The organism is Janthinobacterium sp. TB1-E2 (assembly GCF_036885605.1).
Taxonomy (GTDB): Bacteria; Pseudomonadota; Gammaproteobacteria; order Burkholderiales; family Burkholderiaceae_D; genus Janthinobacterium; species Janthinobacterium aestuarii.
Window position 1 is genome coordinate 2,735,629 of the sequence record NZ_CP142523.1, and the last position, 13,656, is coordinate 2,749,284.

12 protein-coding genes are annotated in these 13,656 nt (G+C 62.9%); 10 read left to right on the forward strand and 2 right to left on the reverse strand.

The features are described from left to right. The first annotated feature begins 13 nt into the window (after positions 1-13). From OPV09_RS12445 to OPV09_RS12465, 5 genes are all read left to right on the forward strand, one after another. Positions 14-640: a tetratricopeptide repeat protein gene (locus OPV09_RS12445; RefSeq protein WP_338681941.1), complete on the forward strand. Its 627-nt coding sequence runs from the start codon at positions 14-16 to the stop codon at positions 638-640. After that, positions 637-1,638: a tetratricopeptide repeat protein gene (locus OPV09_RS12450; RefSeq protein WP_338681942.1), complete on the forward strand. Its 1,002-nt coding sequence runs from the start codon at positions 637-639 to the stop codon at positions 1,636-1,638. The genes OPV09_RS12445 and OPV09_RS12450 overlap by 4 nt, the downstream gene beginning before the upstream one ends. A gap of 68 nt (positions 1,639-1,706) precedes the next feature. Then, positions 1,707-2,921, forward strand: a complete 1,215-nt coding sequence (locus OPV09_RS12455; protein WP_338681943.1) for an AGE family epimerase/isomerase — start codon at positions 1,707-1,709, stop codon at positions 2,919-2,921. After that, positions 2,918-3,838, forward strand: coding sequence for a carbohydrate kinase family protein (locus OPV09_RS12460; protein ID WP_034757596.1), 921 nt, complete (start codon positions 2,918-2,920; stop codon positions 3,836-3,838). Before OPV09_RS12455 ends, OPV09_RS12460 begins: the two co-directional genes overlap by 4 nt. Positions 3,839-4,037: 199 nt before the next feature. Continuing rightward, positions 4,038-4,490 carry a hemerythrin domain-containing protein gene (locus OPV09_RS12465; protein ID WP_235432905.1) on the forward strand — a complete coding sequence of 151 codons (453 nt, stop codon included), beginning with the start codon at positions 4,038-4,040 and terminating at the stop codon, positions 4,488-4,490. A gap of 19 nt (positions 4,491-4,509) precedes the next feature. Here OPV09_RS12465 and OPV09_RS12470 read toward each other — a convergent pair whose 3' ends face one another. Further along, the gene (locus OPV09_RS12470; RefSeq protein WP_338681945.1) at positions 4,510-5,568 is read right to left on the reverse strand and encodes a LacI family DNA-binding transcriptional regulator; all 1,059 of its coding nucleotides are present in this window, start codon (positions 5,566-5,568) and stop codon (positions 4,510-4,512) included. After that, positions 5,552-7,465, reverse strand: coding sequence for a glucokinase (locus OPV09_RS12475; RefSeq protein WP_070304396.1), 1,914 nt, complete (start codon positions 7,463-7,465; stop codon positions 5,552-5,554). Before OPV09_RS12475 ends, OPV09_RS12470 begins: the two co-directional genes overlap by 17 nt. A gap of 345 nt (positions 7,466-7,810) precedes the next feature. Here OPV09_RS12475 and OPV09_RS12480 point away from each other — a divergent pair, with 345 nt between their 5' ends. From OPV09_RS12480 to OPV09_RS12500, 5 genes are all read left to right on the forward strand, one after another. After that, a complete protein-coding gene (locus OPV09_RS12480) occupies positions 7,811-9,130 on the forward strand; it encodes a maltoporin (protein WP_080698777.1) in 1,320 nt (439 codons plus the stop codon). 244 nt (positions 9,131-9,374) lie between these two features. Continuing rightward, positions 9,375-10,628, forward strand: coding sequence for an ABC transporter substrate-binding protein (locus OPV09_RS12485; protein ID WP_034757604.1), 1,254 nt, complete (start codon positions 9,375-9,377; stop codon positions 10,626-10,628). Positions 10,629-10,740: 112 nt separating this feature from the next. Beyond that, the gene (locus OPV09_RS12490; RefSeq protein WP_010397323.1) at positions 10,741-11,625 is read left to right on the forward strand and encodes a carbohydrate ABC transporter permease; all 885 of its coding nucleotides are present in this window, start codon (positions 10,741-10,743) and stop codon (positions 11,623-11,625) included. Further along, positions 11,622-12,497 carry a carbohydrate ABC transporter permease gene (locus tag OPV09_RS12495; RefSeq protein ID WP_034757607.1) on the forward strand — a complete coding sequence of 292 codons (876 nt, stop codon included), beginning with the start codon at positions 11,622-11,624 and terminating at the stop codon, positions 12,495-12,497. The genes OPV09_RS12490 and OPV09_RS12495 overlap by 4 nt, the downstream gene beginning before the upstream one ends. A gap of 9 nt (positions 12,498-12,506) precedes the next feature. After that, complete coding sequence (locus OPV09_RS12500; protein WP_070303050.1) at positions 12,507-13,616, forward strand: ABC transporter ATP-binding protein; 1,110 nt, start codon at positions 12,507-12,509, stop codon at positions 13,614-13,616. The last annotated feature ends 40 nt before the right edge of the window (positions 13,617-13,656 follow it).

Here is a 13,656-nt window from a genome sequence, read left to right on the forward strand (position 1 = left end):
CCGACACCGTCGCATGCCCAAGAAATTACTCTGTCTGCTTCCTTTTCTGCTGCCGCTGCCCGTCCTGGCGCAAACCTCGCCCACCTTGCTCGACCTGCAACTGATCGCCATCAAGGCCAGGGCGGATGTGGCCAGCCATAGCCCGCAAAGTATCGCCGAATTTGCCGAGACGCGGCGGCTGGCGGAAACGGGCGACGTGGAGGCACAGCTGGACCTGGCGCGCATGCTGCAGCTGGGCGTGGGCGCGCCGCAAGACACGGCGCAGTCGATGGCCTGGGTACGCAAGTCGGCCGAGGGCGGCTATGCGCCGGCGCAATCGGCTTTGGGCCTCGCCTATGCCGTGGGTGGGAAGGTGCCCATCGACCGCGTGCAGGGTGAATACTGGCTGCGCAAGGGCGTGGCGCAGGGCGACGCACTGGCGCAAACCATCCTGGCCCTGGAATTCATCAATGGCGGCAGCAGTGCCGAAGAACAGGCGCTGGCCATCACCTGGCTGAAGGCGGCGGCGAACGAGCAGCACTTTGTGCCCGCCATGCGGCGCATGGTCGATGTGTACGTCAACGGTGAACTGGGACAACAGGCGAATGCCGAAGATGCGGCCGAATGGCGCGGCAAGCTGGCGGAAAGCGAAAAGAAATGAAGACCATCGTGTTTGTATTAAGCCTGGCGCTGGCGCAGCCCGTCCTGGCGCAACAAGCGTCCGCCAAAGCACCGCGCCAGCATCCGGCGCTCGTGGAATTCGATATGTCCGGCCAGGACGCCATGCGCGCAAAGGTGCAGGCCGTGATCGACCGCCCGGCCGACCTGTCGCCGGACAAGGTCGCCGCCTTCGAGAAAGCGCGTATCGCTGCGGAAGGGGGCGATGCCGCTGCCCAGCTGGAACTGGCGCAGATGCTGCACGAAGGTGAGGGCACGCCGCGCAACCTTGACGCCGGTCTGGCGTGGATGAAGAAATCGGCCGAAGGCGGCTATGGCCCGGCGCAGGCTTTCCTGGGCGTGGCCTATACCTTGGGACAGGGCATGGCCATCGACCGCAAGCTGGGTGAATACTGGTCGCGCAAGGGCGCCGCGCAAGGCGTGGAACTGGCCAACTTCATGGTGGCGCAGCACTTTGAAAATATCCACAGCAGCGCGGAAGAGCAGGCGCACGCGCTGCACTGGCTGAAGTTTTACGCCGAGAATGGCTTCATTCCCGCCTACAATGAAATCGGCTACCGCCTGATGATGACGGCGAAGGACGACGCGCAGCGCAAGGAAGCGTTCGGCTGGTACATGAAGTCGGCCAAGGCGCTCGATCCGTCGGGCTTGAACAATGTCGCGTACTCGTATGAAGTGGGACAGGGCGCACCGCAGAGCGACGAAGCGGCCCTGGGCTGGTACGAGATGGCGGCCATCGCCAAAAGCCCGCCGGGCCAGACGGGCTTTGCGCGGCTGCTGGAGCAGGGCCGTGGCGGCCCGACCCGGCAAGGGCCGGCGCCCAAACCGTTCGAGTTGTACCTGCTGGCCGCAAAGCAGGGCGACGCTGAAGCCATCGAGCGGCTGGTCAAGGTGTACGATCAGGGCGAGCTGGGACAGGCGGCCGACCCCGCGCAGGCCGCACTGTGGCGTGAAAAGCTCAAGCTGGCCAAGACGCCTTGACCGGGCATGACGGCGCGGAAACGGCATGCTATCATCATTGTTATCGATAACAATATCATGAGAGAACCATGAATCCCGATTTCCGCTCCAAGGCGATGCTCGAAGCGCATATCCTGCACACGATGCACTTTTATCACCCGCGCGCCATTGATGCGAGCGGCGGCTTCTATCACTTCTTCCTCGACGATGGCACGGTGTACGACGCCAGCACGCGCCACCTGGTCAGCAGCACGCGCTTCATCTTCAATTACGCCATGGCGTACCGCCGTTTCGGCGGCGACGATTACCAGGCGGCCCTGCGCCACGGCGTGGCCTTCTTGCGCGACGCGCACCGCGACCCGGCCACGGGCGGCTACGCCTGGCAACTGTCGTGGAAAGACGGCGTCAAGACGGTGGAAGACGGCGCCAACCACTGCTACGGCCTCGCTTTCGTGCTGCTGGCCTATGCCCACGCCTTGCAGGCGGGGATGCCGGAAGCGCGCGCCTACCTGGACGAAACGTTTGAATTGATGGAGCAGCGCTTCTGGCTGCCCGAACACGGCTTGTACGCGGACGTGGCCAGCGCCGACTGGTCTACTCTGGATGGCTACCGTGGCCAGAACGCGAACATGCATGCCTGCGAAGCGATGCTGGCCGCGTTCGAAGCGACGGGCGAGGCGCGCTATCTGCACCGTGCGGAAACCTTGGCGCACAACATCACCGTGCGCCAGGCGGGTCTGGCGAACGGCATGATCTGGGAACACTACACGCCCGACTGGGCTATCGACTGGGATTACAACCTGCACGACAAGAGCAATATCTTCCGTCCGTGGGGCTACCAGCCCGGCCACTTCACGGAATGGGCCAAGCTGCTGCTGATCATGGAGCGCCACGCCAAGTTCATGGCGGGTCCGTCCGACTGGCTGCTGCCGCGCGCGCGCGAACTGTACGACACGGCCCTGGCCAAGGCCTGGGATGGCACGCATGGCGGCATCCATTACGGTTTCGGCCCGCACGATGAAATCTGCGATGCCGACAAATACTTCTGGGTGCAGGCGGAAAGCTTCGCCGCCGCCGCCGTGCTGGCCGCGCGCACGGGCGACGAGGCCTACTGGCAAAGCTATGACAAGATCTGGGACTACAGCTGGAAGCACTTCATCGACCATGAACACGGCGCCTGGTACCGCATCCTGACGCCCGAGAACCAAAAAATCAGCAAGGAGAAAAGCCCGGCTGGCAAGACCGATTACCATACCATGGGCGCCTGCTATGAAGTGCTGAACGCGATTGGCGGTGCGGCATGAGCACCTCTTTTCCAACTTTTGTGTCGGCTGGCGAAGCGCTGACGGACATGCTGCGCACGGGGCCTGACACGTGGAGCAGCCAGGTGGGCGGTTCGACCTGGAACGTGGCGCGCGTGATGGCGCGCCTGGGCGTGCCCAGCGCGTTTGCGGGCGCCGTCAGCCGCGACGTCTTCGGCGATGCGCTGGCCGCTGCCACCGACGTGGCGGGCCTGGACATGCGCTTCCTGCAGCGCCATGCGAAGTCGCCGCTGCTGGCCATCGTGCATGAACTGCATCCGCCCACGTATTACTTCATCGGCGACGATAGCGCCGACCTGCATTTCGACGCGGCGCGCTTGCCGGCCGGCTGGATGCAGGGCGCGCAATGGGTGCATTTCGGCGGCATCAGCCTGGCGCGCGAACCGCTGGCGGGCAAGCTGGTGGCCCTGGCGCAGGAACTGAAGGCGGCTGGCGTGAAGATCAGCTACGACCCGAATTTCCGCATCATGATGGATGAACGCTACGACGCCACCCTGCGCCGCATGACGGAGCTGGCCGACGTGATCAAGGTGTCCGATGAAGACTTGGCGGGCCTGTTCCGCCACGGCGACATCGATGGCGCGTTTGCCATGCTGCGCAGCTGGAATCCGCACGCCACGTATTTATATACGCGCGGCGCGCAGGGCGCGGCCCTGTATCAGGGCGAACGGACATGGCAGGCGGCGCCACCCGTCATCGAGGTAGTCGACTCGGTGGGGGCGGGCGACGCCAGCATCGGCGGCTTGCTGTACAGCCTGATGTACCGCCCGGATGCCGACGGCGGCCAGCACTTGCGCTTTGCCGTCGCGGCCGGCGCGGGTGCTTGCCTGGCGGCCGGCGCCGCGCCGCCTTCGGTGGAACTGGTGCAGTCGCTCGAGACACGCACGGTCGTCAGTTAAGTCTGGCTTGGCCTGATCTGCATCAACAAGGTAGCCACATTTACGCTTGGCCTACCTTGTTGTAAGCAATGCTCCTACATGGCTACCGCAGGGTGCTGCCTACAATGTCTACTTCGTGCTGACACTTGGAGACAACATCATGGCCACCCAATCACCTCAGGCAGCTTCCGTTTCCCAAACACAGGCAGGCATGCCGGACATGGACGCGATCGAGCTGCTGACGCAAGACCATCAAACCGTCAAAGAACTGTTCGAACAGTATGAGGGCCTCAGCGACCGTTCGCTCGTCAGCAAGCGCAAGCTGGCCCTGAAAATCTGTGAGGAACTGAGCAAGCATGCGATGGTGGAAGAAGAAATCTTCTATCCCGCCGTGCGCGACGCCAGCCGTTCGAACGAAGACCTGGTCGATGAAGCCACCGTTGAGCACGCATCAGCCAAGGAGCTGATCGCGCAAATCGTCGCCATGGCGCCCGGCGAAGACTTGTATGACGCCAAGGTCAAGGTACTGTCCGAGCAAATCGATCACCACGTGCTGGAAGAGGAGGGCGAGATTTTCCCGCGCGCGCGCGACGCGGAAATCGATCTGGAAGCCATGGGCAGCCAGATCGCGGCGCGCAAGGCGGAAATCGAGCTGCCCGACATGCAGGCGTGAGCGTCATGGATGCGCTTGGCTAGCGCGGGCGTCCCGTCGAGGCCCGTTCCATCAAGGTAAACGCCATCAAATGATGCGTGGCCGTCGCCGTTTCCCCGGCGCGGCGCTGGCGGATTTCGTCGATGACGAGACTGACGGCGGCGCGCGCCATGTCGGCGATGGGCTGGTGGATGGTGGTCAGCTCGGGCCAGACCGTGGTGGCGACGGGCGTGTCGTCGAAGCCGCACACGCTCAGTTCCGCTGGCACCTGCAAGCCCATGCCATGCGCCACGGCCAGGGTGGCGGCGGCCATGTCGTCGTTGCTGGCGAAGATGGCGCTCGGGTGCGGTGCTTGCGCCAGCAGCTGGCGCGCCGCGTCCAGCCCCGAGCGATACGTAAAGTAGCCTTGCGCCACCCTGTGCGGCGCCACTGGCAAGCCCGCTTCCCGCATGGCGTCCTCGAAGGCCTGGCGGCGCAGCAGGGCGGGCGTGTGCGCCGGGTCGCCTTCGATGAAACCGATGTCGCGGTGGCCCAGCGCGAGCAAGTGGCGCGTCATGGCCAGCGCGCCTTCGTAGTCGTCGATGCGCACGGCCGAGACGCCGGGCGAGGGGCGCGCCGTGGCTACGGCGATGGCGGGGATGCCCATCTGGTTCAGTTGCGCCAGCACGGCGGGCGAATCGCACAGCGGCGGCGGCACGAGGATGCCGTCCACGCCGGCGGCCACCAGGCAATCGATGCCGGCGCGCTGGCTGCCTTGGTCTTCGCAGCGTTCGAGCAGCAGCTGGCCGCCGCCCTGGCGGCACTGGTCCATGGCGCCGACGAGGAATTCGCTGAGGAAGGCGGCGCTGGGGTTGCTGTACAGGAGACCGATGCGCAGGGTGCCCGTACGGGCGGCTCTGGCCGCCAGGTTGGGCTGGTAGCGCAGGCTGGCGATCGCCGCCTCGACCTTGTCGCGCGTGGCCGTGCTGACGCTGGCGCGCCCGTTGATCACGCGCGATACCGTCATGGCCGATACGCCGGCCACGCGCGCCACGTCGTGCACGGTGGCCCCGCTGGCGGTGTCTGGTGCGGCGTGCGCCGCCTTATTCGAGGTGGCCACCGAATTTCAGCTTGCCGCTGATACGCATGCCGTGCAATTGGCCTTCTTCCAGCTCGGCGGCGCTGGTGCGCTGCGCCGTATCGCGCCGCGCCAGTCCCACCGACAGGATATCGAGCATCATCAGCTGCAGCAGGCGCACGATCATGGGCACGAAATTGAGGTTGCCTTCCGGGTGGTTCAAGGTCAGCAGCACGTCGGCCAGCTTGGCCAGCGGCGAACCGCTGGCAGTGATCGCCAGCACGCGCGCGCCGCAGCCCTGCGCCACCTTGACGGTGCGCAGCAGGTCGGGCAGGGCGCCCGAGCGGGAAATGACCAGCGCCACGTCGCCCGGTTTCAGCATGGCGGCGCTCATTTCCTGCGCCTGCGGGTCGGCAAAGAAGCTGCTGACGATGCCCAGGTTGAGCAGCTTGTGCTGCATGTCGTCGGCCACCACGCGGGCGCTGCCCACGGCCAGCAGTTCCACGCGCTGCGCGCCGCGCAGCAGTTCGATGGCCGCCGTCAGCGCTTTCACGTCGAGCATGTCGCGCATGGCCAGCGCGGCCGAGGCATTATTGCCCAGCACCTTGCGCGCCAATTCGGCGTCGGAGTCCGAGATCTCCACGTGGCAGTGGGCCACCGTGATGGCGCCGCCCGTCAGGCCGGAGGCCAGCTTCAATTTGAAGTCGGCCAGGCCCTGCACGCCGATCGAGCGGCAAAAGCGCATCACCGTCGGCTGGCTCACGCCCACCCGCTGGGCGATTTCCGCGATCGGCAGGGTCAGCATGGCGTTCGGTTCCTTCAAGACCCAGTCGGCCACCTTGCATTCCGATGGGCTCATGCGCCCGCGCGCCTGGCGCACGGATTCGAGCACGGGCGCGCCGGTATGGGCGCGCTTGAGCTTTTGCGCCAGGATGGCGGCGATGCCGAGGAATGTCGGCAGTTCGGCCGTGATCAGGAAGGTGGGGATCTGCGCCAGGTATTCGTTCAGGCGGCCCTTCTGTTCGAAGCGGGCGCGGAACTGCGACTGTTCGAACAGGGGACCCAGGCGCGGCACGATACCCCCGCCTATATAGATGCCGCCCAGCGCGCCCAGGGTCATGGCCACGTTGCCGGCGATGGAGCCGAGGATGGCGCAAAAGCAGTCCACCGCTTCGAGGCACACGTCGCATTCATTGTTCAGGGCGCGGCTGGTGATGTCGGCTGCCAGCAGCAGCGGCGCATCGGGCTTGCCGGCGCGCTCGGACAGGGCGCGGTAGATCAGTTCCAGCCCCCGCCCGGAAGCGAGGCGTTCGGCCGAGACGTGCGACAGCTCGCGCCAGGCGAAGGACAGCACGTCCATTTCGCGCTGGTCGCACGGAGCGAAGCTGACGTGGCCCCCTTCGCTGCCCAGCGCGATCCAGCGGTCTTCCGCGGGGATCATGCCCGACACGCCCAGGCCCGTGCCCGAACCAAGCAAACCGATGACGCTGTCGGCGCGCGCCATGCCGCCGCCGATCTGCTGGCGCTGGTCGGGCCGGAGGTAGGGCAGGGCCATGGCCAGTGCCGTGAAGTCATTCACCACCAGCAGGGTGTCGAGGCCCAGTGCGGCGCGCATCGCCTCGATCGAGAAGAACCAGTGATGGTTCATCATGCGGATATTGTCGTCGTCGATGGGATTGGCGATGGCGATGGCCGCATGGCGCACGCGCGCCGAACCGGCGGCGCGCGCTTCGTCGCTGTCAATATATGCGGTGATGGCGTCGAGCAGCGACGCGTAGTCGTCGCAGGGCAGCACGGCGACCGCTTCCAGGTGGCCCTGGCGCGTTTCCAGCACGAAGCGGGCATTGGTGCCGCCGATGTCGGCCAGCAGGCGCGGGCCTTCACTGAAACGCTCCGCCGGATCGCTGCCTGCTACTTCCATTTTTTCATCAATTTTCATGGCGGTGCCTAGTCTCGTATGCGTGCACGGTCGTGGCCGCGCACTGTCGTTATGGCAAAAACCAAGGATTTTAATTCGTATACGTGCCGCGTGCCGAAAAATGCGGGGTGCTTGCGCAAATGCCCGCCCACAGTGCCGGATGCTGCGGTGTCGGCGGGAAAAAGCAGGGCAGTCAACCCGTATATCGGTACGCAAATAAAGTGTCGCAGAGTAGTCGTAGGATTACAACATAATATGTTGATATTTGTTCGTAGTATAGTTACTATGTCCCTGCTGGAAAGAATTCTGGCCAGTACATTCGGCCACGAATGACTAGATAAAAAATAACTACTGAGGAGACTTACCATGCTGCATCGCAACATGTTGAAGGCCGTGTTGAAGACACTGCCAGCTGCCATCGTCTTAGCCATCGCCAGCGGTTCCGCTGCCGCCGATCCAATGTACCCATCCGACTCCGAAGGCTTCCACGGCTACCTGCGCGCTGGCGCCGGCAGCAATACGTCGGGCGACGGCGGTTCGCAAGGCTGCTTCGGCCTCGGTGGCAACACCATGAAATATCGTCTGGGCAATGAGTGCGACGCCTACACGGAGTTCGGCTACACCAAGTCCGTTGCCCAATCCGGCGGCGTGAACTTCCTGGCCACGATCTGGGTCAACGCTTACGCGCCAAACTCGGATTTCGGCGACAACAAACTGGGCATCGTCAAAGCCTATGTCGAAGCGCAGGGACTCGATTTCCTGAACGGCGGCACGGCCTGGGTCGGTAAACGCTTCTACTACCGTCCTGACATCCACATGCTGGACTTGCAATACATCAACATGAACGGCACGGGCGCCGGCCTGGACCGCATTCCGATGGGTCCTGGTAAATTCTCGTACGCCTTCTTCAAGGACAACGACATCGCCCAGCGCGATGACGACAAAGGCTCGCGCAGCGGCGTACCTGGCGCCTACCTGGGCACGAAATCGGCCGTGCGCCAGAACTTCATCTACGGCGAAATCCCCGTCAATGAAAACGGTACCCTGGACCTGGCCGCGACCTACATCATCGGCGAAGGCAAGGATGACGCCATCCTGGGCAAGCGCAATAACGGCTGGCAGCTGTCGGCATTCCACCGTCAAGCGAAAGTCTTCGGCGGCGGCAATACCTTCGGCGTGCAGTACGGCGTCGGTCCTGGCGTCGGCGGTGCCGGCAACGGCCAGTTCGGCGCTTCGGGCGACACCGGTTTCGGTTCGGACCGCAAGCGTACGCGCGTCTTCAATGACATGGCGATCCAGCCGATGGCCAACTTCGGCATGGAATTTGTCGCCCTGTGGCAAAAAGACGAGTCGAATGCTACCGGTTCCTCGACCTGGACCTCGGTCGGCGTACGTCCTGTGTACGCGTTCACCAACAACTTCAAGCTGGTGGGCGAACTGGGTACGGACCGCGTGACGCAATCGGGCGGCCAGCCAGCCAAGCGCCTGACCAAGCTGACCATCGCACCGACGATCTCCGCCGGTCCTGGCCTGTGGTCGCGTCCTGAACTGCGCGCTTTCGTGACCTACGGCAAATGGAACGATGCGGCCACCGCCTCGGTCAATGCGTCGAACAACGGCGGCCCGATCTATAACAACAATACCAGCGGCACTTCCTACGGTTTCCAGGTAGAAACCTGGTTCTAAGTTTGCAGGCGTCGTAAGTCTAGATCAACCTGGCGCATCCTTCGCGGATGCGTTTTTGGCGCCGTCCCGTGATATAAATGCAATGTAGTCATGTCATGGATCACGGCGCCGTCTTTACACCAAGATGATGCCCGTTTACAAGCGGGTCTGAGCACAAGAGCGTCGATACAGGCGCAGATTTCACCTTTTTCGGCCCCCGTATGCCGAAGCCCCCTAAAAGCTTGATCAAAAAAGGAATGTGGAGATGAAACTGAAATTCAAGATTACCCAACTGGCCGCATTGACCACCCTGGCATTCGCTGGCAGCGCCTTTGCGACCGACGTGGAAGTGTTGCACTACTGGACCTCCGGCGGCGAAGCGAAGTCCGTGGGCCAGTTGCAGCAAATCGTGAAGGAAAGCGGCTTCGGCTGGAAAGACTTCGCCGTGGCCGGCGGCGCTGGCGAAAACGCCGCGACCGCACTGAAAACCCGCGTCATTTCCGGCAACCCGCCGACAGCCGCCCAGATCAAGGGCCCATCGATCCAGGAATGGGGCGCTGAAGGCGTGCTGGCCAATATCGATGATGCCGCCATTCCAGGCAAATGGGATGCCGTTCTGCCGAAAGTCGTCGCCGACATCATGAAGTACAAGGGCCACTACGTTGCCGCTCCCGTCAACGTCCACCGCGTCAACTGGATGTGGGTCAATCCGGAAGTGCTGAAAAAAGCCGGCGTGGCCACCACCCCGACGACCTGGGATGCGTTCTTCGACGCAGCCGAGAAAATCAAGAAATCGGGCGGCATCGCGATCGCCCACGGCGGCCAGCCTTGGCAGGACGCCACCGTGTTTGAATCCGTCGCGCTGGGCGTGGGCGGCACGGAGTTCTACAAGAAAGCCATCCTCAAGCTGGACCAGAAGGAATTGACCGGCCCGACCATGCTCAAGGTGTTCGACACCCTGGGCAAGGTGAAGACCTACATCGACAAGGATGCGGCTGGCCGCGACTGGAATCTGGCGACCGCCATGGTCATCAACAACAAGGCCGGCTTCCAGTTCATGGGCGACTGGGCCAAGGGCGAGTTCACGGCCGCTGGCAAAGTGCCGGGCAAGGACTATCTGTGCGTGGCAGCGCCTGGCACGGACAAGGCCTACACCTTCAACATCGATTCGTTTGCCATGTTCACGCAAAAGGATGCGAATGCGAAGAAAGGGCAGATCGCCCTGGCCAACGCCATCATGAATCCGAAGTTCCAGTCGATCTTCAACCTGAACAAGGGTTCGATTCCTGTGCGTTCCGGCGTTTCGAAGGACAAGTTTGACGCCTGCGCCCTGAAATCGATGGAAGACATGGACGCCACCAACAAGTCCGGCGGCCTGGTGCCATCGTTCGCCCACGGCATGGCGCTGCCATCGGCCACGCAAGGCGCCGTGACCGACGTCATCGCCAAGTTCATGAACACCAACATGAGCTCGAAAGACGCGGTTGCAGCTTTGGCCAAAGCGGCAAAAGTGAAGTAATCACGACGGCGCCGGCACGCTCGCCGGCGCCCGCTGCATTGCATGCATCGCAGGCGTCCGCCCTGGCTTCGACCAGGCCGGCGCCACACGCAGTTCTCTCTACGGCTCTCCTATGTCCATACGCAAGCAATTCGACCGATGGATACCGCAGATGGTGTTGGGCCCCACGCTCATCGCCAGCTTGGTATTCGTCTATGGTTTTATCTTTTTGACCGGTTGGCTGTCGCTGACCGAATCGCGGCTGATGCCGAACTACGAGTTCGCCGGCCTGGTGCAATACGTCGAGCTGTTCGACAACGAGCGCTGGTGGACCTCGCTCAAGAACCTCGGCATCTTCGGTGTCCTGTTCATCGGTTGCAGCATCGCCATCGGCCTGTTCCTGGCCATCCTGCTGGACCAGAAAATCCGCGCCGAAGGCGCGCTGCGCGCCATCTACCTGTATCCGATGGCGCTGTCCTTCATCGTCACCGGCACGGCCTGGAAATGGATGCTCAATCCCAGCCTGGGCCTGGAAAAGGTCATGCACGACTGGGGTTGGACCTCGTTTACCTTCGACTGGCTGGTGAACTCCGACATGGCCATCTACACGGTGGTGATCGCCGGCGTATGGCAGTCGTCGGGCTTTGTCATGGCCCTGTTCCTGGCCGGCCTGCGCGGTATCGATGACGAGATCATCAAGGCGGCGCAAGTCGATGGCGCATCCCTGCCGACGATCTACTGGCGCATCGTGATTCCCGCCATGCGTCCCGTGTTCTTCAGCGTGCTGCTGATCCTCGCGCATATCGCCATCAAGAGCTTCGACCTGGTCATCGCACTGACGGCTGGCGGACCTGGCAACTCGTCGTCCGTGCCGGCCATCTTCATGTACCAGTTTTCCTTCACCCGCGGCCAGCTGGGCCTGGGCTCGGCATCGGCAATGATGATGCTGGCCACCATCGTGGCCGTGCTCGTGCCGCTGATGTATCTGGAAACGCGCAGCGCAAAGGCGATGAGATGACACACACTCCTACACGTAACAACAAACTCACCCTGGGACGGGTGGTGTTATATCTGCTGCTGATCCTGTTCGCGGTGTACTACATCGTGCCCCTGTATGTGACCCTGTCGACGTCGTTCAAGTCGCTCGACGAGATCCGCAGCGGCAACCTGCTGGCCTTGCCGCACGTGTGGCAGTTCGATTCCTGGTCCAAGGCCTGGTCTTCGGCCTGCACGGGCGTCACCTGCGACGGCATGCAGCCGTTCTTCTGGAACTCGATCAAGATGGTGATTCCCGCCGTGCTGATCTCGACCTTCCTTGGGGCCTTCAACGGCTATGTGTTCGCACACTGGCGCTTCCGTGGTTCGGAAATCCTGTTTGCCGCCTTGCTGGTCGGCTGCTTCATTCCGTTCCAGGTGGTGATCCTGCCGATGGCGCGTTTGCTGGGCGAATTCGGCCTGGCCAATACCACCACGGGCCTCGTCTTCGTGCACGTGGTGTACGGCACGGCGTTCACGACTTTGTTCTTCCGTAACTACTACATCGGCGTGCCGGAAGAACTGATCAAGGCGGCGCGCATCGACGGCGCCGGTTTCTTCCTGATCTTCCGCAAGATCGTGCTGCCGATTTCGGGTCCGATTTTCGTCGTCTGCATCATCTGGCAATTCACGCAGATCTGGAACGACTTCCTGTTCGGTATCGTCTTCGCCAGTGGCGATTCGCAGCCGATCACGGTGGGCTTGAACAACCTGGTCAACACGTCCACGGGTGTGAAGGAATACAACGTCAACATGGCCGCCGCGGTGATTGCCGCGCTGCCGACCCTGCTGGTCTATCTGGTCGCAGGCCGTTATTTTGTGCGCGGTCTGACCGCAGGCGCAGTCAAAGGTTAAGGAAAGAATATGTCCAGTTTATCGATACGCAGCATCCGCAAGGTGTACACGAATGGCGTCGAAGTCCTCAAGGGCATCGACATCGAGATCAAGGATGGCCAGTTCCTGATCCTTGTCGGCGGCTCCGGCTCCGGCAAGTCGACCTTGCTCAATATGGTGGCCGGCCTGGAAAGCGTCACGTCCGGTGAAATCCTCATCGACGGCAAGGTCGTCAACGACTTGCCGCCGAAGGATCGCGACATCGCCATGGTGTTCCAGTCCTACGCGCTGTACCCGTCGATGACGGTGCGCGAAAACATCGCGTTCGGTTTGAACGTCAAGAAGGTGCCGAAGGCGGAGCAGGAGGAAATCGTCGCCCGCGTCGCTGAAACCCTGCAGATCACGCACTTGCTGGATCGCCGTCCGGCGCAGTTGTCGGGTGGCCAGCGCCAGAGGGTCGCCATGGGCCGCGCCATTTCGCGCAAGCCGTCGCTGTTCCTGTTCGACGAACCGCTGTCGAACCTGGACGCCAAGCTGCGCGTGGAAATGCGCGCCGAGATCAAGCTGCTGCACCAGCGCCTGAAAGCCACCATCGTCTACGTCACGCATGACCAGATCGAGGCGATGACGATGGGCGACCTGATCGCCGTCATGAAGGATGGGGTGGTGCAGCAACTGGGCACGCCGCAGGAAATCTACGACAATCCGGCCAACCTGTTCGTGGCCGGCTTCATCGGCTCGCCGTCGATGAACTTCATCACCGTCAAGCCTGTCATCGAAGGCAACGAGGTGTTTGTTGCCATCGAGAACGCAGGCAAGAGCTTGCGCCTGGCCTTGCCGTTCGCCGCCGACAAGCTGCGCAGCTATGCAGGCCGTGACGTGATCCTGGGCGTGCGTCCGGAGCAGATCACGGACATGAGCAGCGCGCACGGCGACGTGGGCCAGGAACTCGGTTGTTTGATCGACCTGGTCGAGCCGACCGGCCCGGACACCTTGCTGACGACGCGGTTGAACGGCGCCGCCGTGACTTGCCGCACGCACCCGCGCGAAGCCGTGCTGCCGGGGCAAACCATGCAGCTGTCGTTCAACCTGTCGAAGGCGGCCCTGTTTGATCCGGCCAACGGCGAGCGCATCGCCTAAGCTGCACCAGCAATAAAAAACGGCCCGCTTGTCGCATGAC